Source organism: Magnetococcales bacterium (assembly GCA_015228815.1).
Classification (GTDB): Bacteria; Pseudomonadota; Magnetococcia; order Magnetococcales; family UBA8363; genus UBA8363.
Map to the genome: position 1 here is coordinate 57,549 of JADGCV010000016.1, position 26,579 is coordinate 84,127.

Annotated in this window: 23 protein-coding genes; 17 read left to right on the plus strand and 6 right to left on the minus strand. The window is 58.3% G+C overall.

Annotation, left to right across the window (positions count from 1 at the left end; translation table 11 throughout):
* Positions 1 to 20: 20 nt before the first annotated feature.
* Positions 21 to 974 carry a DUF523 and DUF1722 domain-containing protein gene (locus HQL76_08515; protein ID MBF0109203.1) on the plus strand — a complete coding sequence of 318 codons (954 nt, stop codon included), beginning with the start codon at positions 21 to 23 and terminating at the stop codon, positions 972 to 974.
* Positions 975 to 1,154: 180 nt separating this feature from the next.
* Here the strand turns inward: HQL76_08515 and HQL76_08520 are convergent, their stop codons facing one another.
* Positions 1,155 to 2,057: an Rpn family recombination-promoting nuclease/putative transposase gene (locus HQL76_08520; GenBank protein MBF0109204.1), complete on the minus strand. Its 903-nt coding sequence runs from the start codon at positions 2,055 to 2,057 to the stop codon at positions 1,155 to 1,157.
* Between the two features lie 288 nt (positions 2,058 to 2,345).
* Here HQL76_08520 and HQL76_08525 point away from each other — a divergent pair, with 288 nt between their 5' ends.
* The 10 genes from HQL76_08525 to HQL76_08570 all read left to right on the plus strand — a co-directional run bounded on the left by HQL76_08525 (position 2,346) and on the right by HQL76_08570 (position 13,803).
* Positions 2,346 to 3,173: a sirohydrochlorin chelatase gene (locus HQL76_08525; protein MBF0109205.1), complete on the plus strand. Its 828-nt coding sequence runs from the start codon at positions 2,346 to 2,348 to the stop codon at positions 3,171 to 3,173.
* Between the two features lie 17 nt (positions 3,174 to 3,190).
* Complete coding sequence (locus HQL76_08530; GenBank protein ID MBF0109206.1) at positions 3,191 to 3,850, plus strand: precorrin-8X methylmutase; 660 nt, start codon at positions 3,191 to 3,193, stop codon at positions 3,848 to 3,850.
* Positions 3,757 to 4,959 carry a cobalt-precorrin-5B (C(1))-methyltransferase gene (locus tag HQL76_08535; GenBank protein MBF0109207.1) on the plus strand — a complete coding sequence of 401 codons (1,203 nt, stop codon included), beginning with the start codon at positions 3,757 to 3,759 and terminating at the stop codon, positions 4,957 to 4,959. The genes HQL76_08530 and HQL76_08535 overlap by 94 nt, the downstream gene beginning before the upstream one ends.
* Positions 4,956 to 6,359, plus strand: coding sequence for a precorrin-6y C5,15-methyltransferase (decarboxylating) subunit CbiE (gene cbiE / locus HQL76_08540; GenBank protein ID MBF0109208.1), 1,404 nt, complete (start codon positions 4,956 to 4,958; stop codon positions 6,357 to 6,359). The genes HQL76_08535 and cbiE overlap by 4 nt, the downstream gene beginning before the upstream one ends.
* On the plus strand, positions 6,356 to 7,111 hold the full coding sequence (gene cobI, locus HQL76_08545) for a precorrin-2 C(20)-methyltransferase (GenBank protein MBF0109209.1): 756 nt from the start codon (positions 6,356 to 6,358) through the stop codon (positions 7,109 to 7,111). The genes cbiE and cobI overlap by 4 nt, the downstream gene beginning before the upstream one ends.
* Positions 7,108 to 9,108, plus strand: coding sequence for a precorrin-3B C(17)-methyltransferase (gene cobJ, locus HQL76_08550; GenBank protein ID MBF0109210.1), 2,001 nt, complete (start codon positions 7,108 to 7,110; stop codon positions 9,106 to 9,108). The genes cobI and cobJ overlap by 4 nt, the downstream gene beginning before the upstream one ends.
* A 17-nt stretch (positions 9,109 to 9,125) precedes the next feature.
* Positions 9,126 to 10,589 (plus strand): cobyric acid synthase, encoded by a 1,464-nt coding sequence (locus HQL76_08555; GenBank protein ID MBF0109211.1) that lies wholly within the window; start codon positions 9,126 to 9,128, stop codon positions 10,587 to 10,589.
* A 104-nt stretch (positions 10,590 to 10,693) separates the two neighbouring features.
* Positions 10,694 to 11,572, plus strand: coding sequence for a hypothetical protein (locus tag HQL76_08560; GenBank protein MBF0109212.1), 879 nt, complete (start codon positions 10,694 to 10,696; stop codon positions 11,570 to 11,572).
* Positions 11,573 to 11,776: 204 nt separating this feature from the next.
* Positions 11,777 to 13,168 (plus strand): hypothetical protein, encoded by a 1,392-nt coding sequence (locus HQL76_08565; protein ID MBF0109213.1) that lies wholly within the window; start codon positions 11,777 to 11,779, stop codon positions 13,166 to 13,168.
* Positions 13,159 to 13,803, plus strand: a complete 645-nt coding sequence (locus tag HQL76_08570) for a hypothetical protein (protein MBF0109214.1) — start codon at positions 13,159 to 13,161, stop codon at positions 13,801 to 13,803. The genes HQL76_08565 and HQL76_08570 overlap by 10 nt, the downstream gene beginning before the upstream one ends.
* A 17-nt stretch (positions 13,804 to 13,820) precedes the next feature.
* Here HQL76_08570 and ilvD read toward each other — a convergent pair whose 3' ends face one another.
* Entirely contained in the window at positions 13,821 to 15,662 is a 1,842-nt protein-coding gene (gene ilvD, locus HQL76_08575) for a dihydroxy-acid dehydratase (GenBank protein ID MBF0109215.1), read from the minus strand.
* A gap of 213 nt (positions 15,663 to 15,875) precedes the next feature.
* Between ilvD and HQL76_08580 the strand changes: the two genes are divergently transcribed.
* Complete coding sequence (locus HQL76_08580; protein MBF0109216.1) at positions 15,876 to 16,496, plus strand: threonylcarbamoyl-AMP synthase; 621 nt, start codon at positions 15,876 to 15,878, stop codon at positions 16,494 to 16,496.
* Positions 16,497 to 16,537: 41 nt separating this feature from the next.
* On the opposite strand, the gene HQL76_08585 is transcribed toward HQL76_08580, so the two are convergent.
* Positions 16,538 to 16,903: a zf-TFIIB domain-containing protein gene (locus tag HQL76_08585; protein MBF0109217.1), complete on the minus strand. Its 366-nt coding sequence runs from the start codon at positions 16,901 to 16,903 to the stop codon at positions 16,538 to 16,540.
* A gap of 104 nt (positions 16,904 to 17,007) precedes the next feature.
* Between HQL76_08585 and HQL76_08590 the strand changes: the two genes are divergently transcribed.
* Positions 17,008 to 17,478: a hypothetical protein gene (locus HQL76_08590; GenBank protein MBF0109218.1), complete on the plus strand. Its 471-nt coding sequence runs from the start codon at positions 17,008 to 17,010 to the stop codon at positions 17,476 to 17,478.
* 16 nt (positions 17,479 to 17,494) lie between these two features.
* Here HQL76_08590 and HQL76_08595 read toward each other — a convergent pair whose 3' ends face one another.
* Positions 17,495 to 19,789 carry a polysaccharide biosynthesis tyrosine autokinase gene (locus tag HQL76_08595; protein ID MBF0109219.1) on the minus strand — a complete coding sequence of 765 codons (2,295 nt, stop codon included), beginning with the start codon at positions 19,787 to 19,789 and terminating at the stop codon, positions 17,495 to 17,497.
* Between the two features lie 125 nt (positions 19,790 to 19,914).
* Between HQL76_08595 and HQL76_08600 the strand changes: the two genes are divergently transcribed.
* From HQL76_08600 to HQL76_08615, 4 genes are all read left to right on the plus strand, one after another.
* Positions 19,915 to 20,535, plus strand: coding sequence for a hypothetical protein (locus HQL76_08600; protein MBF0109220.1), 621 nt, complete (start codon positions 19,915 to 19,917; stop codon positions 20,533 to 20,535).
* 30 nt (positions 20,536 to 20,565) lie between these two features.
* Positions 20,566 to 21,750 carry an AAA family ATPase gene (locus HQL76_08605; GenBank protein ID MBF0109221.1) on the plus strand — a complete coding sequence of 395 codons (1,185 nt, stop codon included), beginning with the start codon at positions 20,566 to 20,568 and terminating at the stop codon, positions 21,748 to 21,750.
* A 2-nt stretch (positions 21,751 to 21,752) separates the two neighbouring features.
* Complete coding sequence (locus HQL76_08610) at positions 21,753 to 22,325, plus strand: DUF4276 family protein (GenBank protein MBF0109222.1); 573 nt, start codon at positions 21,753 to 21,755, stop codon at positions 22,323 to 22,325.
* 135 nt (positions 22,326 to 22,460) lie between these two features.
* The gene (locus HQL76_08615) at positions 22,461 to 23,783 is read left to right on the plus strand and encodes an adenylate/guanylate cyclase domain-containing protein (GenBank protein ID MBF0109223.1); all 1,323 of its coding nucleotides are present in this window, start codon (positions 22,461 to 22,463) and stop codon (positions 23,781 to 23,783) included.
* A gap of 12 nt (positions 23,784 to 23,795) precedes the next feature.
* Here the strand turns inward: HQL76_08615 and HQL76_08620 are convergent, their stop codons facing one another.
* Positions 23,796 to 24,044 carry a hypothetical protein gene (locus HQL76_08620; protein ID MBF0109224.1) on the minus strand — a complete coding sequence of 83 codons (249 nt, stop codon included), beginning with the start codon at positions 24,042 to 24,044 and terminating at the stop codon, positions 23,796 to 23,798.
* A 370-nt stretch (positions 24,045 to 24,414) separates the two neighbouring features.
* A complete protein-coding gene (uvrB, locus tag HQL76_08625; GenBank protein ID MBF0109225.1) occupies positions 24,415 to 26,439 on the minus strand; it encodes an excinuclease ABC subunit UvrB in 2,025 nt (674 codons plus the stop codon).
* Between the last annotated feature and the right edge of the window lie 140 nt (positions 26,440 to 26,579).

A 26,579-nucleotide genomic window follows, 5' to 3' on the forward strand; every position in this document is an offset into this window, starting at 1 on the left:
CATACCGACGGTCCGACCTCATGGCCACCGATCCCATCCCCCTGGGGGTCAGCGCCTGTCTTCTGGGACATCCGGTCCGCTATGACGGAGGGGACAAAAACGATCCCTGGATCGCGACAGTCCTTTCCGGGGTTTTCCAACCGATCGCCATTTGCCCCGAGGTCGAGGCGGGATTGGCTGTCCCGCGACCACCGATGCGTCTGGTCGGGCAAGGAATGTCGGCGCCTCGTCTGGTGACCGTGATGGATGGGCGGGACATGACCCCTGGAGTCGCCTTGTTGACCCGGACCCGGATGGTCCAATTGGCCACACCTGAACCGCGTGGTTTCATTTTCAAGAGTCGTTCTCCCTCTTGTGGGGTTGCGAGCACACCGTTGCATGATGATGCGGGCGGGGTGATCGGTGTCGCCTCCGGTTTGTTCGCGGAGGCGTTCATGCGACGGTTTCCCCTGGCGGTGGTCGTGGAGGAGACGGAACTTGTTTCCAGAGAAGGGCGGGCCGGGTTTGTCGAAAGAATGTTCGTTGCCGACCGATGGTTGCGGCTGCGGGCGGCGGGGATGACCCGTGAACGTTTGTCAACGTTTCAGGCACGTCATAAATTTCAGGTAATGGCCCATGACCCGGCTTCGATGCGTCGTCTGGGACGGCTGGCGGCGGTGGGGGATGCGGTGGCGGTCGAGGCCTATGGCCGGGAACTCTTTGCCGCGATGAAGGACCACGCCTCGGTGGAACACCAGGTCGATGTCCTGATGCATTTGTTCGGGTTTTTCAAAAAGGATGTGACCGCTCCGGAGAAAAGAAATTTCTTGGAATTGCTGGAGGCGTACCGCTCAAGGAGAATCACCCGCGAGGTGGTGCGTTCCTGGCTGCGGGGACAGGCCGTGCGTTGGAAAAAAGACGTTCTGCTTTCCCAATGGTATCTGTTCCCGGATCCCCGGGAAGAAGCGCTTCTTTCCGTCGGTTGTCAATCCTGAGCGATCGGGTGTCCGTATCTGTCTCCTGAATTCGTGACTTCGCTGCCATCATGGTGAATCCAACCTGTATCGGACATTTTTCATCGGCTATCGTAGAAGTTAATTATTTTTTCCGCCGTCAAATGCCAACCTGCATATTAACTTTTGTCAAGTTGAATTTCATTGCGCTTTCCGAAAAGCCTACCGAAAGACCTCCTCCATTGAACCGGCCTCCAGAATATTACCACTCCATTGCTCCAGGGTTTCAAGGTCTGCCTGGTTCAACGTGGGAGGAACCCATTGCGGAACCGGCCCGAATCTTCGTTCCATCAGTCGGAGCAGGGAACGGATCTCTCCTTCGCGAAGACCTTCCTGTCGTCCTTCCTGTTGTCCTTCCTTCCATGCCAGTGCGACCCGTCCCCGGGCATCGGTGATGGCGATGCCCGCCTTGTCGTACAGCTCCAGTTCATCCCGGGTCATGTTGGCCATCATGGCTTTTTCAAACGCATGGCGAAATGGCGCGAGATCCAGTTGTTCGGGAACACGATCCAGGGATTCGGCGTGGCGAATGAAATAGATCCATTTTTCCAGGATACCGGCACACTGGTCCAATGTTTTTTCAAATTTGGGCAATTCAATGAAATAATAAAGAATATCGCCGAGGTAGGTATTCCCGGTGATGGTTTCATGAGATTGGTGACAGGAGACGCAGTGATCGAAGTCGGGAAACAGGACAAAATCGGTGATGGTGATGGCGATCACCTGATTCAGACTGGGGTAATGTTCACCTTTGGCAATCTGCTGGGTATAGGCTTTGGCGCCGTTGTACTGGATGCGTTTCAGAAAACCGTCCACCTTCTCGATTTGCATTTCCACGATGAAGGAAACGCCACGTTGGTCTTTGCAACGGACGTCGAGGATGGAAGATTTGAGTTCCTTGAGGCGCGGGGCCAGGAAGGGATCGAGGATGGTCAACTCGGCGATGCTTTGCTCACCCTCCAGGCCCATCAGGCTTTCCAGAAAGCTGATCGGAATCTCCTTGGCATCCTCGCTGCCGAAAATTTTCTTGAAGGCGAAATCGATTCTCGGATCGATGAATTTCATGGGCGTCCTTTCATGATGTGGATGCTCTACCCATCCATTCTTGCCGAAAACAGTCCCACTCGTCCAGAACAACGGTCAATAATCGGTGGAATGTACCCGGTAACCCGAAGGAACGAAGGCGGCATGTCAAACCGTTCTGTCCTTGGCGCCAAGGTTCCGATCGTCGTGATTTTTCCGTTGCCCGCTTGACAGTCATGGCGCCCCTCCTTAAGGTAGCGTGTGGAAACTGAAGTTGGTGATTCTTAACGAATCTTTGAAAAAATAATAGTTAGTTGGGAAGGAATGTTCATGAAGGAGACCATCCTGTTGGTGGGTCATGGTTCACGGGATGAGGAGGGGAATGTCGAGGTCGAGGAATTCGCGGACTATTGGCGGGTAAAACATCCCGACTGGCGGATCGAGGTCTGCTGGATCGAACATGCTGCGGTCCTGCCCGACGAGGGACTGGATCGGGCGGCGCGGGACAGTGACCGGGTGATCGTATTGCCGATGATTCTCAACGCCGCCGGACATGTCAAGATGGAGTTGCCTGAATATGTGGCCCAGGCACGCCTTCGGTTTCCCGGGGTGGAGTTTTTGTTGGGTCGTCACCTGGGGGTGGACGAGCGTATTTTGAAGCTCGTCCGGATGCGGATTCACAGTGCCATGGTCAAACTCGATATGCCCGATCCGAAAAACACCGGCATCATTCTCTTGGGTCGGGGATCCTCGGACATGGCTGCCAATGGCGAGGTCGCCAAGATGGCCCGCTGGGTGTACGAAACGACACGTCATGATCTGGTCGATCATGCCTTTACCGGCATTACCTACCCGAGGCTGGAAACGACCGTGGCCCGGCAGGTCCTTTTGGGCTCGATGCAGATCATCATTACCCCTTATTATCTTTTTACCGGACGTCTGATCCAGCGAATTCACAAACAGGTGGAACGGCTGGGGCGGCAGTATCCACGGATCGCTTTCGAGGTGGCAGGTTATCTGGGAATCAACGACCGCGTGCTGGAGGTGGTGGAGGAGCGGTTGGCACAGGTGCGGGAGCGGTCAGCGTCGATGTTGGAATGCGATGGTTGCCGCTTTCGTGAAATTGCCCGGGAACATGAAGCGGGCCATCATCATTGAACCGAACCGGAAATCCCATGAACACCCTTCCTCCCCCGATCGTCGCCGCCGGTCAGGAAATCGAGACCGCCTCCTTCGAATACATCGATGCCCATGCCGGTTCGCGTCAGGGATATGCCGAGGCCGAATGGCCTTTGGTGCGCCGCTTGATCCATACCAGTGGCGATTTCGAGTTCAACGGACTGACACGATTCCATCCCGAGGCCCTGATGGCAGGCCGCGAGGCGCTGATGCAGGGGGCGCCTCTGGTGGTTGACGTCAGCATGATTCGGGCGGGATTGACCCGGAGGCGACTGGAGCCCCTGGGGATCGAAGTGCATCAGTTCAATGCCGATCCCGAGGTGATTCGCGGCGCGGTCGCGGAAAAAACGACACGGACGGTCCAGGCAATGCGTTTGGCGTGGCGGCGCGGGCTGTTGCAGGGCGGTGTCGTGGCCATCGGCAACGCCCCGACCGCCCTTCTCGAACTCATCCGCCTTGTCAGGGAGGAAGGGGTCCTTCCAGCCCTGGTGATCGGGATGCCGGTTGGTTTCATTTCCGCCGCCGAATCCAAGGACCTGCTCATGACCCTGGACCGTCCGCCATGGATTTCGATTTGCGGAACCAAGGGAGGATCGACGTTGGTGGTGGCGGCGTTGCATGCCCTGATGGATCTGGCATTGGAGGGCAAGGGTTGAGTGTCGCTCCCAAGACGCGCCGGGGCAACCGTACCGGATGGACGACCGGGGCCTGTGCCGCCGCTGCGGCCCGGGCGGCGACGGTGGGGCTGGTTTTGGGCAAGGTCCCTGCGATCATTCGGACCCTTCTTCCCAACGGGCAGGAGGTCGATTTCGCCGTCGCGGATCATTGTATCGATGCCGCCGGGGTCAAGGCGGTCGTCGTCAAGGATGCGGGGGATGATCCCGACATTACCCATGGGGCCCGCCTGGAAGTCCTTGTGGCGTCTTTGCCGGGACCTCCCGGAACGATTCACCTTCGGGGAGGCATCGGGGTGGGGACGGTGACCCGGCCCGGCCTGGGACTTCCCGTGGGTGAAGGGGCCATCAATCCCATTCCACGACAAAACATCACCGCCAACGTCCGTGCCGCCGCCGAGGGACTTCTCGACACTCGGGGACTCGGCGTCACCGTTTCGGTCCCGGGGGGGGAGGCCCTCGCCCGGAAGACGCTCAATCCACGATTGGGGATCCTCGGCGGGATTTCCATTCTTGGAACGACCGGCGTGGTCTACCCCTATTCCACATCCGCCTACAAGGCGGCGGTCGTGCAATCGATTCAGGGAGCGGCGGCGGCGGGACGGACGACCCTCGCCTTGACGACGGGACGACGCACCGAACGTTTTGCCATGGCCCATTTTCCCGACTGGCCCGAACACGCCTTCGTCCAGATGGGCGATTTTGTCGGGGCCGCCCTGCAGGCGGCTTCGCGGGCAGGTTTGGCACAGGTGGTCCTGGTCGCCATGGGGGGGAAACTCGCCAAGATGGCCCAGGGGGTGGACAATACCCACGCCCATAAAAACGAACTCGACATGAACCGGGTGGCCCTCCTGGCGCAACAGGCCGGGGCGGACCGGTCTTTGTCCCGAGTCATCGCCCAGGGGCCGACCGTCCGCTTCGCCGTGGAAGAAATGGCGCGGGCCGGCATGGAGCTGAATTTCTATCGGACTTTGGCCGTGGCGGCACGCGAAGGGGTTCGGGGCTGGTTGCAACCGGGCAGGACGAAGGTCGCCGTCCTGGCGCTCGACTTCGACGGGCGATTCATGGTCGGGGTGGGAATCGACGAATGATGGGACCATTGGACACCCCTCCCACCGACGTTATCCCGGTCGCGACGTGTTCATCCGCGGATTTTCCGGTGCAAACGGTTGCGGATCGGGGTTCGCCTGCCACGCTTTCACCCCCCATTTCGTTGATCGGGGTGCTCGATGCCGGACCCGATACCTTGGCGCCCATCGCCCGCCGCAGGATCGAGGAGGCGGATCTGGTGGTGGGGGATGACCGTTTCCTGAAACTGTATGCCCCGCTTGTTTCCCAGGGCAGCCAGGTCCGTTCCTTCACCGGGCGTCTGGGGGAGGTGCCGCAATGGTTGGAGAACGGGCGCAGGCTGGGGCTCAAGGTGGCGGTTCTGGCGACGGGGGATCCCTTGTTCTTCGGGTTGGCGGGTTCGTTGTCGCGTCACCTGCCTCCGGGAAGTTTCGAGGTGTTGGCGCAGGTGTCTTCATTGCAACTGGCCTTTGCCCGCCTGGGACGTTCCTGGTCCGAGGCCCGATGGGTATCGCTTCATGCCCAGGATGGCGGGGATTGGCATTCGGAGGCGGATTTCGCCCATCCCCTGTATTCCCTTTGGCGTGCCATGCAGGGAGCGATCCTGCTTGGCGTTTTGACGAGTCCCGCCAACTCCCCGGCCCGCCTGGCGCGGATGCTCCTGGCTCTGGAATGGGGGGAATCCTGGACCATGACGGTCTGTCAACGTTTGGGAATGGCCGATGAACGGATCGAACGCGCGTTGAGTCCATCCCGGGTCACGGAGGAGGATTTCCTCGCCCCCAACGTGGTCATTCTGGAACGGCGGCGGGCAATCCCGGAGGCGCGATGGCCGGCGATCGGGTTGCCGGATGAATTCTATCGAAAAAAGTTTTTCCGCACGGGGTTGATCACCCGGCGGGAGGTTCGCGCGCTCGCCCTGGCCTACATGGAAATCGTCAACGGGGATCGGGTCTGGGACATCGGCGCCGGTTCCGGTAGCGTCGGATTGGAAGCCGCCGCCCTGACACCGGATGGCCAGGTCTGGGCCATCGAGAAGGACGCGGAATCGGTCCTCAACATTCAGGCCAACCGCAGGCGTCTCGGGCGCTACAATTATCGCGTCCAGTGCGCCAGCGCGCCCGATGGCATGGAGGCGTGGCCGGCCCCCGACGCGGTGTTTATCGGTGGCAGTGGCGGGATGCTGGAATCGTTGCTTCTTTTCGTGTTGACGCGGATGAAGATCGGGGGGCGGCTGGTGATCAATCTGGTCACCCTGGAAAACCTGACCCGAACCCTCGACTGCCTCAAGAATCGTGGGCAATCCTGGCGTCTGACCCAGACCGGTTGTTCGCTTGATCAGCCTTTGTCACACATGCACCGGCTGGAAGCCCAGGGGCCGGTTTGGATCGTTACCGCCGTCAAGGAGGCCGAATCGTCATGACAACCAGTTCCAAAGGGATGCTCGTCGGGGTTTCGCTCGGGCCGGGCGATCCGGAACTCTTGACCCGGGCTGCCTGGTCGGCCCTGGAGGGGGCCCGTTGCTGGGCCTGGCCGGTGGTGCGTGCGGGGGCGGAAAGCTATGCCCGCGCCATCCTCGACCGGACGGGGATGGTCCCGCCACCACAGGTCATGCCCCTCGTTTTTCCCATGACCCGCGATCCGGGAATCCTGGCTTTTCACTGGCACCAGGCGGCGCGACAGGTCATCGATGTCTTGCATCGGGGGGTGGATGTCCATTTCCTTGTGGAAGGGGATGCTTCATTTTATGCCACCTACCGCCATCTTGAGCGGGTGGTACGGGAACTGGATCGCGACATCCAAAGCCGGGTGATTCCCGGGGTTGCCTCTCCTCTGGCCGCGGCGGGACTTTCCGGGCGGGCGTTGTGTGACGGCGACGAACGGGTCGTCATCATTCCGGGAACGGTCGGCATCGAGGAGATCAGCGCCATTCTGGATCGTTTTCAGGTGGTCGTCCTGATGAAGGTCCGACCGGTGTTGCAGCCGGTATTGCATCTTCTGGGCGAGCGTCGTCTGTTGCACAAGGCGGTTTTCGTCGAACGTGCCGGGGCCCCCGAACAACGAGTGGTGACGGATGTTTCAACCCTCATGAACCAGGATGTCCACTACCTGTCGTTGATGATCATCCACAACCATGATGGCGAGGCGGGCCTTGGGATGAAGGGGCCTTCATGAACAGACCGGAAAAGAACGGGGCGGCATTGATCGCCATCACCCAACGCGGGGTGACTGCCGCGGTGGAACTTTTGGGGAAACTTCCCCAGGGGCGCATTTTTGCCCTGACCACCCGTGCGGCGGGATGTGATGTGGGCGATGCGGCGATCACCTGGCTGGAACCTCCGCTTTCGCGGCATGTTGAATCTATTCTCGCCAGCCACGATCCGGTCATTTTCTTTGCCGCCCTCGGGGCGACGGTACGTCTGATCGCCCCCCATCTTGTGGACAAGGGGGAGGACCCGGCGATTCTGGCGATCGATGAAGGTCATCGTCATGTGTTGCCCGTGGTGTCGGGGCATCAGGGTGGCGCCAATCGCTGGGCCATGCAATTGGCGCAATTGCTCAAGGCCCGGGCCGTCATCACTACCGCTTCCGATGCGATGGGATTTCCGGCGATCGATATTCTGGGCCGGGAATGGGGGTTTACGGTCGAGGCGCAACGCTCTACCCTGACCCGGATGGCGGGGCACATGGTGGAAGGGGCCCCCCTGGCCCTGGTGCAGGAGAGCGGCAGTTGGGCGTGGCGTCAGGCCCATGATCCGTTTCCGGCGCATGTGCAATCGATCGAACGCTGGGAAGATGCCGACCGGGAGCGTTATCGGGGGTTGTTGTGGATCTCCCGCAATCCGGTTCCGGAGCGGATGCGGGAGATTTGGCGGGAGGATCTGGTGGTCTATCGTCCACCGCCGGGGCAGGGAGAGGGGGTGGCCATCGGTATCGGTTGTGACCGGGGGACGGCGGTGGCGACGGTCGCGGAGGCGCTTCATGGGCTGCTGCGCGACCATTTTCTTGCGGAATCGGACATCAGGGTGTTCGCCTCCATCGACGTGAAACGTGACGAGGCGGCGCTTCTGGCGTTGGCGCGGCGTCTGGATCGGGAAATCGTGTTCTTCTCCGCCGCCGAGCTTGCCGCCATCGACGTGCCGCATCCATCGGCGACGGTGGCGCGTCATGTGGGAACCCCGTCGGTGGCGGAAGCGGCGGCGCTGGCAGTGGCGGGTGGGGGTGTTGCGGAACTGATCGTCGAAAAGGCGTGCCATCGGGGACAGGATGGAAAAAATGTCACCTTGGCGGTGGCCCGCTTGACGGGCCGGGCCGGAGAACGGTTCGGCGGGGGGCCGGGAACCTTGTATCTGGTCGGACTCGGGCCGGGTGACCACGGACAGTTGACCCGGAAGGCGCTGTCGGTGTTGCGTCAGGTCGATTGCATCGTCGGCTACAAGACCTATATCAAACTCCTGGGACCGTTGACTCAGGGCAAGGAGGTCGTCGGCAGCGCCATGCGCCAGGAGCTGGACCGGTGCATGGAGGCGTGCCGACGGGCGGCGCTCGGGCAGCGGGTGGCTCTGGTCTCCTCGGGGGATGCGGGGGTGTACGGCATGGCGGGTCCCACCCTGGAGATGCTTTTTGCCTCGGGATTGATGCCTCGGGTCAAGGTGGAGGTGATTCCCGGCATTACCGCCCTGGTGTCCGCCGCATCCCGTCTTGGCGCCCCGTTGACCCACGATTTTGCCGCCATCTCCCTTTCCGACCTTCTGACCCCCTGGGAGGTGATCGAAAATCGTTTGACGGCGGCGGCCCAGGGGGATTTCGTCACGGCCCTCTACAATCCCAAGAGTGGTCGCCGGACCACCCAGATCGAACGGGCGCGGGAAATATTCCTTGGTTGTCGCGATCCGAAAACTCCGGTCGCTTTGGTTACCTCTGCCTATCGCGACCAGGAATCGATCATCCTGACCGACCTGGAATCGATGACCGCCCATCCCATCGGCATGCAGACGACGGTATTGATCGGAAACCGTACCACCTTCATTCGTGAAGGTTTGATGGTGACGCCCCGTGGTTATGGCGAAAAATATGATCTACAGGCCAAGGTCCGCGGGAGCGATTCCGGGACCGCGGCGCCGGGTTCTTCCATGGAGGATGACGACACGCCGACCGGGGTTGTGTCATGAATGGGGGGTGGACGCTCATGATTCAGGGGACCACCTCGGATGCGGGAAAATCGATTCTGGTGGCGGCCATCTGTCGTTGGTTGCACCGTCGCGGTGTTGTCGTGGCCCCCTTCAAACCGCAGAACATGGCCCTCAACAGTGCCGTGACCGAGGACGGGGGGGAGATTGGCCGGGCCCAGGCGTTGCAGGCGTTGGCCGCGGGCATTCCACCCCATACCGATCTCAATCCAATCCTCCTCAAACCCAACTCCGAAACCGGGGCCCAGGTCATCGTCCAGGGGCGGGTGGTGACGACCCTCAACGCCCAGGGCTACCATGCCTTCAAACCCCAGGCCATGGTCCATGTCCTGGATTCCTATCACCGGTTGCGGCAAAAACATCGGGCGATCGTGGTCGAGGGGGCGGGATCGCCGGCGGAAATCAACTTGCGACAACAAGACATCGCCAACATGGGGTTTGCCGAGGCGGTCGATTGCCCGGTGGTGCTGGTCGCCGACATCGATCGTGGCGGGGTTTTCGCCCATCTGGTCGGAACGTTGGAACTTTTATCTCCATCCGAGGTCTGTAGAATTCAGGGATTGATCATCAACAAGTTTCGTGGCGACCCGGCCCTGTTGCAACCGGGTCTGGAATGGTTGGAACAACGGACGGGAAAAAAGGTATTGGGGGTGTTTCCATTTCTTCCCGAGCTGCGGATCGGCGACGAGGACAGTTTTTTTTCATCGGGCTCCCGTCGGACCGTGGATGAGGCTGCCCTGCGGGTATTGATTCCGCGTCTTCCCCGCATCAGCAACCATACCGATTTCGATCCTTTGCGCTGGCATCCCCAGGTTCACCTGTATTTCTGGCAGCCGGGAGAAAACATTCCCGGGGCTGACCTGATCATCCTTCCGGGGAGCAAGAGCGTTCCGGACGATTTACAGTTTCTCCGTCACCATGGCTGGGAGGAGGCATTGAATCGCCATCTGCGGTTGGGGGGACGGATCCTGGGCATTTGCGGGGGTTATCAAATGTTGGGACAGCGCCTTGAGGATCCCCTGGGAATGGAAGGTCGGCCCCAGGTGGCCTGGGGATTGGGATTTCTCGATTGCACCACCCGCTATGGCGCGGAGAAAACCTTGAAAAATGTGACAGGCGCCCTGGCCTGGAATGGGGCGCGGGTGGCGGGGTATGAAATTCATCTGGGGGAGACGACCGGTCCCGATCTCGACCGGCCCATGCTCGTTCTGGATCGGGGGGAGGGCCATGGCGCCGTTTCCGGGGATGGACGGGTCATGGGATGTTATCTGCATGGTGTGCTGGATCATCCCGAGGGGCTGGCGGCCATTCTGGAATGGAGTGGGCTTCGGGTTCGGGAGTCGGTGGACGTGATGGAAGAAACGTCGCGTTCGCTGGATCGTTTGGCCGATACCTGGGAACAGGTGATCGACCGTGAATTCCAGGAATCGCTTCTTCGGCAATCGGGAATCCTGGATTTTTGACGCAATTGATGAACCTGGTGGATCGAGGTGGCGCCGGGACCGGATTCGGTCCTGGGCGTGTTTGTTTCGATGGCGCTTGATAAATTTCCAGGATCGGGTCGTTCATGTCGTGGATCGCGTTTCTTCCTCTTCTTTTTGTGGCCAGCCTGGTGGTTGTCCTGTGGCCGGTCATCGAAAAAAACGGCAACCAACCACTCCCGGCGGGTCTGGAGGATGATCCGCGTACCGTTCTGGAGGATCGTCGTCTGGCGCTCCTGGCGCAACTCAAGGAGATGGAACAGGAGACCGCCCGGGATCCTGGACTTGCCGCGGGACGGGAACGTCTGGAGGCGGAACTGGCCGAACTTTTTGCACAGTTGGATCGGATGAAGGCCACTTCCGCCACGGCCCATCCCAGGCCCGCGCCCGAAACATGGCGGGTCTCCGGCGTGGACAAGGGCTTTGCCGGGGCCGTGTTTTTGTTCATGGCGACCTGTTCGGCGTTTCTATACCTCCTGATGGGAACGACCGAAACGATCGTGACTCCGGAACGTTCGGCGCTGGAATCGTCCGACCAGATCGATCGGATGCTCGATCAGGCGGCCCGACGTTTGGCCCAGACGCCGGAAAACCTGGAAGGATGGATGCGGTTGGCCCGCTCCTATGTCGTCATGCAACGGCCTCGGGAGGCGATGGCGGCCTATTCCCTGATTCTTCGCCACCATCCCGAGGCGAAGGAGGCCCGGGATGCCCTGGCGGGGTTGAAGGTGCAACACGGCGATTCGGAAAAGGAAATCGAGGAGGGGGCGGCAATGCTCCGGAGCATTCTCGCGGAGGATCCCGATCATCGGGAAGCCCTTTGGTTTCTTGGCGGATTGGCGTTTCGGGCGGGGGCGGTGGACGAGGCTTCGGGCCATTGGAAACGCCTGTTGGAACTGCTTCCACCGGATGATCCGAACCGGGAAATGGTGCGGCAGTCCCTGGAAAATATAAAAACGCCCTGAAAATAATTGCGGGTCCAGGGGGATCATCCCCCTGGTGGGGTCCAGGGGCGAAGCCCTTGGTGGGGTCCGGGGCGAAGCCCCGGAAGTATTTTTGTCGGGATTGTCGTATCGGATCAATCCTTCATTGTTCAGGCGGCCTCCAGCATGATTGGAGGATCATTTCCTCGAAGTTCGACGGATCCGCCAGGTTTTACCTTGACGGAGATGGCAGTAGCCATCCTGGTCATGGGGATCATGATGACAATGGGTATGGGTATTTTGCGAGCCAGCCTGGAGAACATGTCCCTTGGCGTCACGCGAAGCCGAATGGACCACATTCATGAAATCCTTGTTCATCATCTGCGGCGCAACGGTCGGCTGCCCTGTCCTGATGTCTTTGACGACGGCGCCTATGACGGTCGGGAAGATGGGGCGCCTGGAGCCTGTACCCATGCCTCGGGCGTTCTCCCCTTTGCCGAGCTGGGGCTGGATCGCAAGGATGTCCTTGATGGATGGAACCAGTTTTTTACCTATCATGTCAGCAACCAAACCAACCCTGCCGCCAACATGGCCATCCGTTGTCCCGCAAACCACGATTGGACCGCCAACATCCCCTTGCGCGAAGGCTTCGAGGGGGAGGTGGCCATCAACACGGTCAATTGCGTCGTCGCCGTGGTCGTATCGCACGGTCCCAATGGTGATGGGGCGTTTACGGTCGATGGCTATCGCAACGCCACCACCGATGCCGGAACGGATGAACTGGAAAACGCCGATGATGATTGGGTTTTCATCGATCTCGGATTTGGCCCGAATTATGATGACCTTGTTCTCTCTTTTTCTTCCTCCGACCTTTTGGCGCCGTTGATCCGCGATGGCACGGTTTTCTCGGAAGGGAGGCTTCAGGGGCAGCTCGAAGCCACTTTTTCCAGGATCCAGGGGGCATTGTTTTCGTTTGCCGCCGGGCAGTTGAGTAATCCAGCCCAATGTCCGGGGATTGATTCATGGAGTCCGGGTGTCGATTACGAGGATGGCCATTATGTGATTCCTCCCGCAGTGCATATCAATGGATATTATTATCAAGTCGTTGAGGGCCATGGAGGGACATCGGTAGCAGAACCCGCTTGGTCCACGGACATAAATAAAGAGGAACAGGAATCGGGAGGTGGAACCATTGTTTGGAAAACAGTCGGTCCAGTCGCGCTCCGAAACCGCTACTACCCTCATAACCTTCCGGGAGCGGCGATGTTGCCGGGGTCGGGAAACGACGATAGTGTCTACGCTGGATATGTGCCGTTTCTCACGCTCGGCCTCAAGGAAGATGATGTGAATGATCCTTGGGGCAATCCCATTCGCTACTTCGTTAATGCAGTGCGTGCCAGGAATACCCTTGAGACGGATGGACTTTATTTCGGTCCTGGTGTCGATGTTTCCGGGAAAGCCTTCATGCTCGTCAGTGGTGGTGCGGATGGATTTGATGAGGCAAACTACGTGGCTGGGATCGGGTCGGAGTGTGCAACCGATTCTTTCGATCAATGTGAGTCCATGTCGGTCGCGGAACTTTTGAACCGGATGACGGCGGCGGGCATTCCGGTGGATACGTTCATCGGGTGTCCATGATGATCGGGTGGGGTGCTCGGGCCGGGGTGACCCTGGTGGAAATGGCGGTGATCATGGTCATCATGGGGTTGATCATCGGATCGGGCGTTCTCATGGGGCAGACGATGATCCAGGGGGCGCGGACCAAGGATACCATGGCGATTGTTTCCGATCTGGCACGGGCAGTGCGTTTCTTCAGGGAAAAATACAACTATTTGCCAGGGGATATACCCGATGCCAAGGCGAAGATCGCGACCGGGGTTGCGGATGCCTGCGACTATGATCGGGATGACGACACCCAGGATCCTCCGGTCGTGGGCAACGGGGTGATCGATGATGTTGCCGTTGGCGAGGGCAAATCATCCGAATCGGCCTGCGTGCCGGAACATTTGAGCCGGGCGGAGATGATCCGGGGTGGTGGTGTGGCCATGCGGAGCCGTTTCGGTGTGGTGCGTATCCTTTCACGAGCCGCCCTTGAGCTGGAAACGGGGGCGCCTGCCGTTTCGGGCCGTTGGCGTAACGTGATCGTCCTGGAACAACTGCCGCTCGATGTGGCCCGGGAGATGGATCGGCAGATGGATGACGGGGTTGCCGAGGCGGGGTCGCATCGGTTTGTGGCCCAGGATCCGGTGCCGTTGTATGTTCTGCCTTTGTGATTTTTCCAGGGATCGTTTCAGGCATTGATTTGCGACAGATCGCGCACGGCCCCCTTTGCGGCGGAGGTGGTGAGCGCGGCATAGGCCCGCAGGGCCGGGGAGACGGCCCGGATCCGGTCTTCCGGGGCGAATCGGGTGATTTCCTTGCGTCGCTGCGCAAGGATTTCGTCATTGACCGCGACGTTGATGGTGCGGTTGTGAATGTCGATGTCGATGCGGTCCCCTTCGCGTATCAAGGCAATTTCTCCTCCCTGGGCCGCTTCGGGAGAAATATGACCGATGGAAAGGCCCGAGGTGCCGCCGGAGAACCGGCCATCGGTGATGAGGGCGCATGCCTTGCCCAGATTTTTCGATTTGATGTAGCTGGTGGGGTAGAGCATTTCCTGCATTCCCGGTCCCCCCTTCGGTCCTTCATAGCGGATGACGACGCAATCTCCTGCCTGGATCCGATCGGACAGGATCGCCGCGCACGCCTCTTCCTGACTGGAGAAGATCCGCGCCGGTCCGGAGAAGGTCCAGATGGCGGGATCGACACCGGCGGTCTTGACGATGCACCCATCCCGGGCGATGTTGCCGAACAGGACCGCGAGGCCACCATCCCGGGTATAGGCATGGGCGAGGTCGCGAATGCATCCCCCTTCCCGGTCGGTATCGAGGGTGTCCCAGAGTTGCGATTGACTGAAGGGTTTGATGGTGGCGATGCCTCCGGGAGCGGCACGGTGGCGTTCCAGGGCCTCGGGCGTGACATGCCGGCCCCGGATGTCTTCGTGATCGATCGCCCGGCCCATGGATGTGGCATGAATGGTGGGGGTGTCGCGGTGGATCAGTCCGGCACGATCCAGTTCTCCCAGGATGGCGAACACTCCGCCCGCCCGGTGGACATCCTCCATATGGTAGCGATCGGTGGAGGGGGCGACCTTGCACAGACAGGGGACCTGACGTGACAGGCGGTCGATGTCGGCCATGGAGAACGGGACCTCTCCTTCGTGGGCGGCGGCGAGAAGGTGCAAGATGGTATTGGTCGAGCCTCCCATGGCAATATCCAGCGTCATGGCATTCTCGAACGCCTTGAATCCGGCGATGGAGCGTGGCAGAACCATGGTATCGCCGTGCTGGTAGTATCTTTGGGCCAGGGCGACGATGGTCTGGCCGGCGTGGCGAAAAAGATGACGCCGTTGGGCATGGGTCGCGACAAGGGAGCCGTTGCCAGGGAGGGCGAGTCCGAGGGCTTCCATGAGGCAGTTCATGGAATTGGCCGTGAACAGGCCGGAACAGGAGCCACAGGTGGGACAGGCGCCACGTTCCATGAGTTCCAGGTCCTGTTCCTCGACCTGACGGTTGCCGGCGGCGATCATGGGATCGATCAGATCGAGTTTGCGCACGACCGTCCCATCCCGGACCAGTTTTCCCGCCTCCATGGGACCGCCGGAGACGAAGACGGTCGGGATGTTCAGACGCAGGGCGGCCATCAGCATGCCGGGGGTGATCTTGTCGCAGTTGGAGATGCAGACCAGGGCATCGGCGGTGTGGGCGTTGACCATGTATTCGACGCTGTCGGCGATCAGGTCGCGCGAGGGGAGGGAATAGAGCATTCCGCCATGACCCATGGCGATGCCGTCGTCGATGGCGATGGTGTTGAACTCCTTGGCGACCCCGCCGCCGGCCTCGATCTCCGCGGCCACGATCTGCCCCATGGAGCGCAGATGGACATGGCCGGGAACGAACTGGGTGAAGGAATTGGCGATGGCGACGATGGGTTTGCCGAAATCGGCGTCGGACATGCCGGTGGCGCGCCAGAGCGCCCGGGCGCCCGCCATGTTGCGGCCATGGGTGGAGGTGTGTGATTTTAGAACAGGCATGGCATTCTCCAGGAGGTCAAGCGTGTCGTTTATCGAACCGGAAGGGCGCTGTTCCCGACCGGCGGAGGTTTGCACGCAAGACCTCCAAGGTGTTGATGTGGTGTGTCGTCGCCTCTTTTTCCCCGATCGGGGATCATTGGGCCGCGGGGATTCGTGGCGAATTCCCGGGAATGGTGAATCGCTGTCGGCCCATTTTCAAGGATTGGAACGTTCATGACCGTATTTTTGGAAATTCATCCCACCGATCCCCAGCCACGTCTGATTTTTCAGGCGGCCCAGATCATGCGACAGGGGGGAATTGCCGTCTTTCCCACCGATACCACCTACGGACTGGGGTGCTCCCTGGACAACCGCAAGGGGGTGGAGAAAATCATCCGTTTGAAGCAACTCCCTCCCAACCATCAATTTTCCATCCTGTGCCCTGATCTTTCGGATATTTCCCGCTTTGCCCGGGTGGACAACCAGACCTATCGGATTCTCCGCAAATTTCTCCCCGGACCGTATACTTTCGTGCTTGAAGCGACGCGGGATGTCCCCAAGACCATTCTGCCCAAAAGAAAAACGATCGGATTGCGCATTCCCGACCATCGGATTTGCCTGCACCTGCTCAAGGCGATCGAAATGCCCCTCCTGTCAACCTCGCTGAGGTTGCCCGGTCACGAGGGAATCCTTTACCATCCCGACGACATCAAGGAATTGTTGCGCGATCGCGTCGATCTGGTGATGATTGGCGGGGTATTGCCGGAGATTCCCTCCACGGTGGTCGATTTGACCGGGGCAGCGCCGGAAGTCCTGCGAAAAGGGGCCGGCACGGTCGAAGCGTTTCAATCGTGACATTCCCGGAACGGGTGGCACGTATCCCGAGCCGGGAAGGCTCAATCGAAAATATCAAGAATGGATTCCAGAGGGTTTTTCTTTCGGTAATGCCGATCCTTGTCGTGGTGACTCCGATCGTGATGGCTTCTGTCGCGGTCATGGTGGGAATGGTCATGGCTGTGCGAATCATGATGGTGGTATGTTTCGTGTCCACGCGAGACGGTTTCTCTGGTTTTGGATGGCGCTTTGGTGTTGGCGGAGGAGGCGTGATGTTCGAGTTCGTGGCGCAAAGGTTGCAGCAGTTTGTCCAATTCGCCCCGATCCAGCCAGACGCCGCGGCATCGGGGGCAGGTGTCTAGTTCGACGCCACTTCTTTGAACCACCAGCATGGCCACTTCGCAATTGGGACATACCAGTAAAGGCATGAGCGGTCTCCTTCGGGTCGGTGGAACATTTTATTGCGGACGATCGGATTGAATGTAACAATGAGATGGAATTTCCACAACCGTTCGAATCGAAGATGAGGGCCATGAATGTTGCCGACATTGTCGCGGAGGCGCGGAGAAAAGCGGAGGATGAACGGTTGCGACTGGCGAACCTTGATCCTGCAAGCCTTGAGGAAATCAGGGAGGTGGGCGGAATCTTCAAAAGGATCGTCCTGCCGACGCTCCGGGAATTGAAGATCCGGCTGGAACAGGGAGGCTATCTTGTTCGCATCTATCCTGTTCCCTATCTGGATTCCATGGCCGATCTGCCACGACGGATCGATTTTCTGGTGGGCATGGTTGCGGAAGGGACGGTCATCGATGGCAGTGTGGAGGAATGGCTGGAGCGATCGGGGTCGCGCATGATTTTCATGGCCAATCCCGAGCGTGGCTTCATGTCCATTTCGATGACGGTGTTTGGCAAACGGTACAATGGCGAACGGCATGCCAACGGCGCGGTGACGCCGGAATTGATCGAGGCCAAGATTTTCAAGCTGGTCAATGTCGTTTCCTGAACGGTGTTCGATCTTTTCATCCGTGGCCATATTCCCGGAGTTCGGCACGATGTTTTTTCATGTCCAGCCGGGTGAGAATGACTCCGACCAGGGGCATTCGGGAGCGGATCATCCGTTTGCGTGCCGTCAACAGATGTTCTTTGTGGGTGTGGGCGGAGCGGATCAGGAGAATGGCCGCTTCGACGTGGACTCCCAGCAGTTGTGCATCGGTCGTGCGCAAAACGGGTGCGGTATCGATGAACACCCGGTCGAATTCCTCGCGCAGGATCTGCATGACCACCGGCCAGTGCGGCGAGGAAAGGATTTTCGTCGGATTGGCGTCGGCCCAACCGGGATGAAGAAAATCGATGCCATCCGCGCTTTTTTCCAACCGGTCCATGATGATGGCGCGAATCCTGGATCGGGTTTCCTCGGTGTTCCAGCCGGAGTCGATTTCGCCGACAAGTGTGTCACACATGCGGATGATGCCGGAAATGCCGCGATCGGCTTGTTTTTCCGGGGATTCATCCCGATGCGCGGTCCCGCCTGGAGCCTTGTCGCCGCGAAAATCGGCATCGAGAATCAATACCCGTTCGCCATCGAGGGCGCAGACGTTTGCCAGACCACGCACCAGTTCGCTGCGTCCTTCGCCGGGACCGCAGGAAACGATCATGACCGTTTTGAGCTGTTCATGAAGGTGAATCATCATCAGGCTGGTGCGAATTCCCTGAAGGGCTTCGCCGTAGGGAGAACCAGGGGCGCAGGAACGCATCCGTTCTTGTCTTGTTTCGGGATGGCGTGCTGAAATCAAGGGTACCCATCCCAGAAGGGGAAGATCGATCGCCCGTTCGGTTTCATACGGCGTTTTCAACGTCGGATCGAGCAGTTCCAGAAAAACGGCCGCGAGCGATCCTCCCAGGACGCCAAGGATCAGGGTCAACAGCGTCATTTCCATGAACTTCGGCGAGTGGATCCGATTGGGGGGCTCGGCGGGATCGACCAGTTGAATGACGGGAATGTTGAGGTCTCCCAGAATGTTGGTATCCTTGAAACGTTTGAGGAAACTGTTGTGCAGTTCGCGGTTGGCTTCCATTTCGCGTTCCAGTTTTCGCAGTTCCACCGCCTTGTTCTGATATTCCTTGAATTTTTTTTGCTCCTGGGCCAGACGTTTTTCAATTTTGACCAGGCGTCCCTGGACCGACTCCAGGTCGTGGAGGTCCACGGCCAGAAGGCGGTTGGCCTCGGTGGAGATCGAGGCATTGGTTTTTGCCAGATCCTTGCGCATCCGCGACAGTGACGGGTGGTTTTCCACGAGTTGGCCGGACAGGGTGGCGATCCTTCCCTCTTTTTGGGAGGACTCCAGGACAAGTTCCTTGAGGAGGGAACTGAATTCAAGTTCCGGATCGGATCCTGGGGGACTTGATTTTCGATTGTTCCGTGCCGCGATCCAATCCTCCATTTTCTGGATCCGGCTTTGCAACGCCATCGATTTGGCGATGGTCATGGAATATTCATCATTGACTGCCTGAAGCTGTTGCCATTCGATGCTGGCTTTTTCCTCCGAGGTGATCATTCCGGTTCGTTGGCGAAAGGCTTCCAGGGCGGATTCCGCCTGTTCCAGGTTATCGGTCAGGGCGTCGAGGCGCTGGACCAACAGTTGCGAGACGCGCTTGAACATCGCGGTGCGGGTTTCCATCTGCCATTCGATATGATTCCGGGCGATGGCGTTGACGACCCGTGCCGACAATTGCGGATCGCGAGAGACGAAGGAAATTTCGACCATCTGACTGTTTGCGATGGGGCGGATCCGCACTTGCGATCGGATGTGTTTGACCAGTGCCGTCAGGGCGGCATCACGGGAATGGATCGATGGCGGTGGCGGCGCGGGAGGGACGGGTATTCCCAGGAGCTCCAGAAACGGTGGCAGCCAGCCGTTTTTTTCCGGGGCCGGGGCGATTTCCGCAATCAATCCGGAGTCCAGAAGGTGTTCCCGTTCGACGACCCGGGCGATCAGCACGGTCCCCTGCAACAGATGAAGTTGCGTGCTGAGGTTTTCCCCAAGTTGTGGATCAAGCCCCAGAACCCCTTCGATGAATCCGATTCTCGGTTCCTTGTCCTCGATGAGCATCACGGCGACGGCGCGATAAAGATAGGGTTGGCCCAGAAGGTACAACCAGAGGGGCGGCAGCAGCAGAAAGACAAACAGGAGGATCGGCGCGAAACGTCGCCGCAACACCCGCCAGACATGCCAGAAAAGACGGCGTTTGACCGGTTCGTCCAGATCATCCGGCAGATCGCCGGGGAAAAGCGGCTGGGAAATGGACTGGGGCATAAAGACCTGATACGTCGCGAAAGGGTCGATTCGGAAAATCCTCCATCATACCCGATCCTGCGGGGACGGCAAGATACCACATTCAAGGTATTTTCATCCGTTTTTTCCGAATTTCGCTGCGGTCCGTGTCGATTCCGATCGATCGCGATGGGTATCGCAATCCCTGGATGTCGGCGACGTTTTATGGCCTTATGAGGGATACCATCGACATCCCTGCCGCTTCGGGGTCTGCGCATATGAGCCGGTTCCAAACATTTATTTTTTCGTTTTTTTATATGGCGGCCTTGCTGGTCGTGAGTGGATGCGGTTATCGCTTTTCCGGAGACGAGGTCGCCCTGGGTCAACGATGGGCCGATGTCACCCTTCGCGTGGAGGGGCCGGGGGTCGAGGAAAACCCCGTTCTGGCGCAGAATCTCAAGGACCGGGTGCGCGCCCGTCTGGCCATTCCCGCACACAGCGCCAAACCTTCGCGTGCGACCTTGCGCCTGCAACTGGATCCCACCAGCCGGCAACGAATCCTTGAGGATGCCTCGGGCCGGGCCGATCAGTTTGAAATGACCATCAGGGTCCGTCCCCTCCTGGAGGAACCGTCCGGTACCCGTTCCCTTCCCGTTGTCGTCGGCAGCGCCAGGTTCTACGAGCCCAAGGCGGGCGCCACAACCGATGCGGTTCGTATCAGGGCGGAAAAAGAGGCCCTGGAACAGGTGGTCGATTCCCTTGGCGCCCTTTTGTCCACCGACCCGTGACCTGCCGGTAATCATGTGTGACAACCTGCCATGCACATTGAATCCATACGGCTGAAAAATTTTAAATGTTTTCAGAATGTGGCACTGATGAACATTCCCCGGTTCTGTGTTCTGGTTGGCGCCAACGGTACCGGCAAATCGACCCTGTTCAACGTATTTGCGTTTCTGCGGGAGGCGTTCTCCAGCAATATCCATACGGCCCTGGTCAAGCAGGGGGGAAGCCGAGGGTTCAAGGAGGTCCGCAGTCGCGGCGTGGCTGGCGAAATTGAAATCGAGTTGAAATTCCGGATCAAAATCGGAGGTCCACGGGTTACCTATACCATTCACATCGGCGAACAGGATGACAGACCCGTGATTCGCCGGGAAGTCCTGAAATATCGCCGAGGCCGCCATGGCCTGCCCTGGCATTTCCTTGATTTCAGTGAAGGCACGGGCTATGCGGTGACCAATGAACTGGAGCAGGTAACGGACGTGCGTCAACTCAGACGGGAAGAACAGACGCTCAAGTCTCCGGATATCCTGGCCATCAAGGGATTGGCCCAGTTCGAGCGTTTTCCGGCGGTCAAGGAGTTGGGCAACCTGCTTGAAAACTGGCACATCTCCGATTTTCACATCAACCGTGCGCGTCCCGAACAGGAGGTCGGGTATGCGGAACATCTCTCCACGGAAGGGGAAAACCTTTCCCTGGTGGTCCAATATCTTTACAGCCGCCACAGGAAGATTTTTGATCGAATCATGAAAAAACTTGCGCATCGCATTCCAGGCATTTCCCAGGTAGATGCCAAGACCACGGAAGAGGGGCGCGTTTTGTTGCGTTTTCAGGACCGGGCGTTTGAAGATCCCTTCCTGGCGCGTTATGTTTCCGACGGCACGATCAAGATGCTGGCTTATCTGATTCTCCTCTTCGACCCGTATCCTCACCCTCTGTTATGTGTGGAAGAACCTGAAAACCAGCTTTATCCCTCTATTCTGGAGGAACTGGCCGAAGAATTTCGGGAGTATGCTGGACGGGGAGGTCAGGTTTTCGTTTCCACCCACGCACCGGATTTCCTGAATGCCTGCACCCTGGACGAGGTGTTCTGGCTGGAAAAACGGGATGGATATACCAGAGTGCAGCGTGCGCGGGATGACAGGCAATTGTCGGAATATATGGCCAATGGAGATAAGATGGGTTACCTTTGGAAGCAAGGTTTTTTCACCGGTGTGGCGCCATGAGTATGAATCTTGTCTTCTTTCTGGAAGAGGCATCTGCAAAGGTGTTCTTGCAAGAACTGATGCCCCGCATCCTTCCACTCCAAGGTGTTGCGTTGCATTTTATTGTCTTTGAGGGTAAGCAGGACCTCGAAAAACAACTGTATCGAAAATTACGACACTGGCAAAATCCAGACAGTAGATTTGTCGTGCTACGCGACAGAGACGCGGGGGATTGCCGCGTCATCAAAGAACGGTTGTGGAAACTTGCTGACGAGGGTAATCATCCAGAGACACTCATCCGCATTGCCTGTCGGGAACTGGAATCCTGGTTCCTGGGTGATCTGAAATCAATTGAAACGGCGTTCAATGTCCGGGGCGTGGCCACACAACAGCGCAGCAGAAAGTTTCGCGACCCCGACGGATTGGACAATCCTGTTCAGGAATTGACCAGAATGGCTCCGACCTATCAAAAAATTTCCGGGGCCCGGGCCATGGGCAGAATCATGAACCGGGAAAACAATACGTCACGCAGCTTCAATGTATTTATTGAGGGGATTGATCGTCTGATTCAGGCAGGATCTACGATATGGCAATAATTTTTTTAATCAATAAACAAGATTGGTGTGATTAAGTGGAAATGGTTACTGTCCAGGACTGAACCGACGATCATTCTCGGACGTTTGTTCGTATTCGTGTTTCCAACTCCCAGGACGGATCGGTTTATTTTGCCAATGAAGAGCACCGATCAACCCGATTCAGGTTTTCACGAACAGCCTTTTCCACTGAGAAGGTTGTTTCTTCGCTGGTTTGTTCCCGCGATGCTGGGATTCATTGTCGTGTTTCTTGTCATCATTGGCCTGGTATCGAAGAAGGTCGTGGAATCGATCTATCTCGAACAGGCCCAGCGCCAGGCGCAGGCGATCGCAAAAAGTGTCGCCATCCATGCCCCCGAGGCCTGGAAGGGCCTGATGCGGGGACAATCGACTCCGGAAATGCCCCAGGCCATCGACTCGCGCGCCCTTGTCGAGGCCTTCGCCTCGCAGGTCAGGGAGTTGAAACTCCTCAACATCAAAGTCTATGGTCTGGATCGTCACGTACTTTTCGCGACCTACCAGGATCAGATCGGTGTTCTGGAAAATGGTCCGGCCCTGCGCACCGTTCTGAAAACCGCGACTCCGGGGATCGTCAAGAAAACACAACCGAACGGTTCCCGCCTTTATGAACTGTATGTACCGGTATTCGACGATTCGGGTATTCTGCGAACGGTGTTCGAACTCTACGAACCGGTCGATTATCTTGACGAAATCATGGTACATGCCATGTTCTGGACCCTGGTCATTCCCGGACTGTTCCTGTCCCTTCTTTTCCTGGCCCTTGACAAACTGGTCGATCGTGCCCAGGTCCATATCGACGCCCGAACCTTCGAGGCCAACGACCTCAGACACAAGGTCGAATCATTCGTCTCCTCGACGGCGGCAAAGGCGGCGAAAATGGCCGGGTTGGGGGGAGCGATTCCATCCAGAACCATGGTCACGACCTTGTTTTATTCGGATATTCGTGATTTTTCCGGTTTTTCCGAAAAGAATCCTCCCGAGACCGTTGTCGATTTCCTCAATGGGATCATGACGCTCCAGGTTTCGGCCATCCAGAGGCATTCGGGAGATGTCGATAAAATGATCGGCGATGCGGTCCTGGCCCGTTTTGACGGAGTGGACGGACATCGACGAGCCATCGCAGCATCGCGGGAGATTCTCCATGCCCTGAAGAAGGGAACCTTTCCCCGGCGATTGGGGATCGGCGTCCATTGGGGTAACGTGATCTCCGGCGCCATCGGGCCGGAGGACCGTCGTGACTTTACCGTCATTGGTGACGCTGTCAATGTCGCGGCCCGCCTGTGCGCGGCGGCCAAGGTGGACGAACTGGTCATCGACGCCGACCTGGCGGACGAACAATTCGATCGGGAGGAATCGATTCACGTCAAGGGACGTGTCCAGCCCGTGGTCATCCGCCGATGGACGGTTTCCGAAACCATTGACGATGGAACGACACATTGAAGATGGCGACGGTCACACCATGATCCGGTCCACCGGGGCAAACCGTTCGTATTCCACTTCATGGCGGTTGGTTCGTGGCCCCGCCTGTTTTGCCTGATGGCGGCGCTGATGCCAGGCGTGCTCCGAGGCAACATCCAGGACGACGACGCCCAGCATGGGATCAAGTCGATCAAGGCGGGTCAGAAGGTCATGCAACTGATTCTTTTCCACCAGAAGACCGCGAATGACCCGGCCATCGAACAATTCCACGACGTATTTCATTTTTCGCTCCTCCCATTTTTTCCTGGCGTCGAACGGTGACCACCGTTTCTTCCTTGAAGGTGAATTTGCAATGTTTGCGCCAGGATGATCACTGGCAAACAGTCATCGCCGCCGCCTCAAGACCGGGTGGAATAAGTTTTTAAGTTGTTGTTTAATATATTCTTTAATCCATGTCCGAGTCATCCTTCGTGACATCGTTTTCCTGGACGCCGTCAAGCTCGTGTCCGGGGTCGAAGAGGAGGGGGAATTTTTTGACGATCGCGGGAGAAACTGCTGCTCGGGGGGAGAAGAATGGGAATATCAGGTACTGGTCAAACGGCTTTGATGGGACGGAAACGGCGTGGGCTGGGGGGATGTACTGGCCGTCCGGTCAATCATCCGGCACGGTGGCCTCAAGGAGTTCGAGTTCCTGCCGTTCCAGGGCATTGAGACGATCCCGGTAACGGGCCGCCAGTTCAAATTCCAACTCCTTGGCTGCGGCAAGCATTTTCTTGCGGGTTTCCTGGATCTGTCGTTTCAGGGGTTCCCGGTTTGCACTGTAGGAAGCCCCGGTTTGCGCCACCATCAAGGGTTCCTCATCCCGGTTGCGTGACCGGGAGGCAGTGCCGATCGAATCCATTCCTGGCAACACCATGACGCCCTTGGAAACGGAGCGGGGGGTGATGCCGTGTTGTTTGTTGTAGTCTTGTTGCAGGCGACGGCGCCGATTCGTTTCATCCAGGGCGCGTTGCAGGGAACCGGTCATCCGGTCGGCATACAGCACGACTCGGCCATGGACATTTCGGGCTGCCCGACCGATGGTTTGGATCAATGAGGTTTCCGAACGCAGAAATCCTTCCTTGTCGGCATCGAGAATCGCCACCAGAGCGACTTCCGGGATGTCCAGCCCTTCGCGCAACAGGTTGATGCCTACCAGGACATCGAATTCTCCCTGTCGCAAATCGCGAATTGTTTCAAGTCGTTCCAGGGTTTCGATGTCGGAATGAAGGTAGCGGACGCGAATTCCGACATCCTGGAAATAATCGGTCAGGTCTTCGGCCATCCGTTTGGTCAGGGTTGTCACCAACACGCGACCTTTCTTTGCCACCGTCACCCGGATTTCTTCCAGCAATCCATCCACCTGTCCTTCCACCGGTCGGATGGTACACTCAGGTTCCAGGAGTCCCGTCGGGCGGACAATCTGTTCCACCACGGCGCCCCGGGACATCGATCGTTCCAGGGCTGCGGGGGTTGCCGATACGTGGATGGTCGTGGGACGCATGCGGTCGAACTCTTCAAAGGTCAGGGGTCTGTTGTCCAGGGCGGACGGAAGACGAAATCCATGTTCGACCAGGGTTTCCTTTCGTGACCGGTCGCCACGATACATTCCCCGAACCTGGGGCAGGGTGACGTGGCTTTCATCGACGAAGAGCAGGGCATCTTTAGGCAGGTATTCCATCAAGGTAGGTGGGGCTTCTCCAGGGGCGCGACCGCTCAGGTAGCGACTGTAATTTTCGATACCGCTGCAATATCCAACCTCATGAATCATCTCCAGGTCGTAGAGGGTCCGGCTTTCAAGGCGTTGCGCTTCGAGGAGTTTGTCGTTTTTCTGGAACCAGGAAAGTCGTTGGACGAGGTCGTGTTTGATCTCTTCGATCGCTCTCAGAACGGTTGTGCGGTGGGTGGCGTAGTGGCTGGCGGGAAAAAGAATCAAATGACGGATTTCACCCAGGATACGCCCGGTCAGGGGATCGATGGCGCTGATCCGGTCCACCACGTCGCCGAACATTTCCACCCGTACTGCCCGTTCTTCCTCGTGTGGTGGAAAGATTTCGATGGTATCGCCGCGAACCCGGAACCGGCCTCTGGAAAAGTCGATGTCGTTGCGTTGGAATTGAATTTCCACCAGTTTTTTCAGCAGGTCGCGCTGGTTGATTTCGTCGCCCGTGATCAGATGCAGCGACATTTCCTGGTAGGCCTCGGGGGAGCCGATTCCATAGATGCAGGACACGGAAGCGACGATCACCACGTCTCGCCGGGTCAGGATGGCCTGGGTTGCGGCATGGCGCATTCTGTCGATTTGTTCGTTGATTGCCGAATCTTTTTCGATGTAGGTATCGGTCCGGGGTACGTAGGCTTCGGGTTGATAATAGTCGTAATAGGAGACAAAATATTCTACTGCGTTGTCGGGAAAGAAGGACCGCATTTCACTGTACAGTTGCCCGGCCAATGTTTTGTTGTGGGCCAGAATCAAGGCTGGGCGTCCCAGTTGTTCGATCACCTTGGCCATGGTGAAGGTTTTCCCGGAACCGGTCACGCCCAGGAGGACCTGGTCGCGACAGCCACGGGCGATGCCGTCCACCAGGGACTGGATTGCGCGAGGCTGGTCCCCCATGGGTTCGTAGGCGCTGACCATGTGAAAAGGAGTTGCTGTCACCGATCCATCCTGTACACGTCATTCGAAAAAAACTATTGAAAGAAAAAAGGTAACTGCCCAGGTACCTTACAGGTTTAATTATTGAAAGAAAAAAGGGGTCTGGGGGATTGCCCCCAGGG

Bases quoted from the DNA above. Each gene is read 5' to 3' on its own strand.
- HQL76_08515 (MBF0109203.1), top strand. From the start codon at position 21: ATGGCCACCGATCCCATCCCCCTGGGGGTCAGCGCCTGTCTTCTGGGA.
- HQL76_08520 (MBF0109204.1), bottom strand. From the start codon at position 2,057: ATGAAATTCATCGATCCGAGAATCGATTTCGCCTTCAAGAAAATTTTC.
- HQL76_08525 (MBF0109205.1), top strand. From the start codon at position 2,346: ATGAAGGAGACCATCCTGTTGGTGGGTCATGGTTCACGGGATGAGGAG.
- HQL76_08530 (MBF0109206.1), top strand. From the start codon at position 3,191: ATGAACACCCTTCCTCCCCCGATCGTCGCCGCCGGTCAGGAAATCGAG.
- HQL76_08535 (MBF0109207.1), top strand. From the start codon at position 3,757: ATGGATTTCGATTTGCGGAACCAAGGGAGGATCGACGTTGGTGGTGGC.
- cbiE (MBF0109208.1), top strand. From the start codon at position 4,956: ATGATGGGACCATTGGACACCCCTCCCACCGACGTTATCCCGGTCGCG.
- cobI (MBF0109209.1), top strand. From the start codon at position 6,356: ATGACAACCAGTTCCAAAGGGATGCTCGTCGGGGTTTCGCTCGGGCCG.
- cobJ (MBF0109210.1), top strand. From the start codon at position 7,108: ATGAACAGACCGGAAAAGAACGGGGCGGCATTGATCGCCATCACCCAA.
- HQL76_08555 (MBF0109211.1), top strand. From the start codon at position 9,126: ATGATTCAGGGGACCACCTCGGATGCGGGAAAATCGATTCTGGTGGCG.
- HQL76_08560 (MBF0109212.1), top strand. From the start codon at position 10,694: ATGTCGTGGATCGCGTTTCTTCCTCTTCTTTTTGTGGCCAGCCTGGTG.
- HQL76_08565 (MBF0109213.1), top strand. From the start codon at position 11,777: ATGGCAGTAGCCATCCTGGTCATGGGGATCATGATGACAATGGGTATG.
- ilvD (MBF0109215.1), bottom strand. From the start codon at position 15,662: ATGCCTGTTCTAAAATCACACACCTCCACCCATGGCCGCAACATGGCG.
- HQL76_08580 (MBF0109216.1), top strand. From the start codon at position 15,876: ATGACCGTATTTTTGGAAATTCATCCCACCGATCCCCAGCCACGTCTG.
- HQL76_08585 (MBF0109217.1), bottom strand. From the start codon at position 16,903: ATGCCTTTACTGGTATGTCCCAATTGCGAAGTGGCCATGCTGGTGGTT.
- HQL76_08590 (MBF0109218.1), top strand. From the start codon at position 17,008: ATGAATGTTGCCGACATTGTCGCGGAGGCGCGGAGAAAAGCGGAGGAT.
- HQL76_08595 (MBF0109219.1), bottom strand. From the start codon at position 19,789: ATGCCCCAGTCCATTTCCCAGCCGCTTTTCCCCGGCGATCTGCCGGAT.
- HQL76_08605 (MBF0109221.1), top strand. From the start codon at position 20,566: ATGCACATTGAATCCATACGGCTGAAAAATTTTAAATGTTTTCAGAAT.
- HQL76_08610 (MBF0109222.1), top strand. From the start codon at position 21,753: ATGAATCTTGTCTTCTTTCTGGAAGAGGCATCTGCAAAGGTGTTCTTG.
- HQL76_08615 (MBF0109223.1), top strand. From the start codon at position 22,461: ATGAAGAGCACCGATCAACCCGATTCAGGTTTTCACGAACAGCCTTTT.
- HQL76_08620 (MBF0109224.1), bottom strand. From the start codon at position 24,044: ATGAAATACGTCGTGGAATTGTTCGATGGCCGGGTCATTCGCGGTCTT.
- uvrB (MBF0109225.1), bottom strand. From the start codon at position 26,439: ATGGTCAGCGCCTACGAACCCATGGGGGACCAGCCTCGCGCAATCCAG.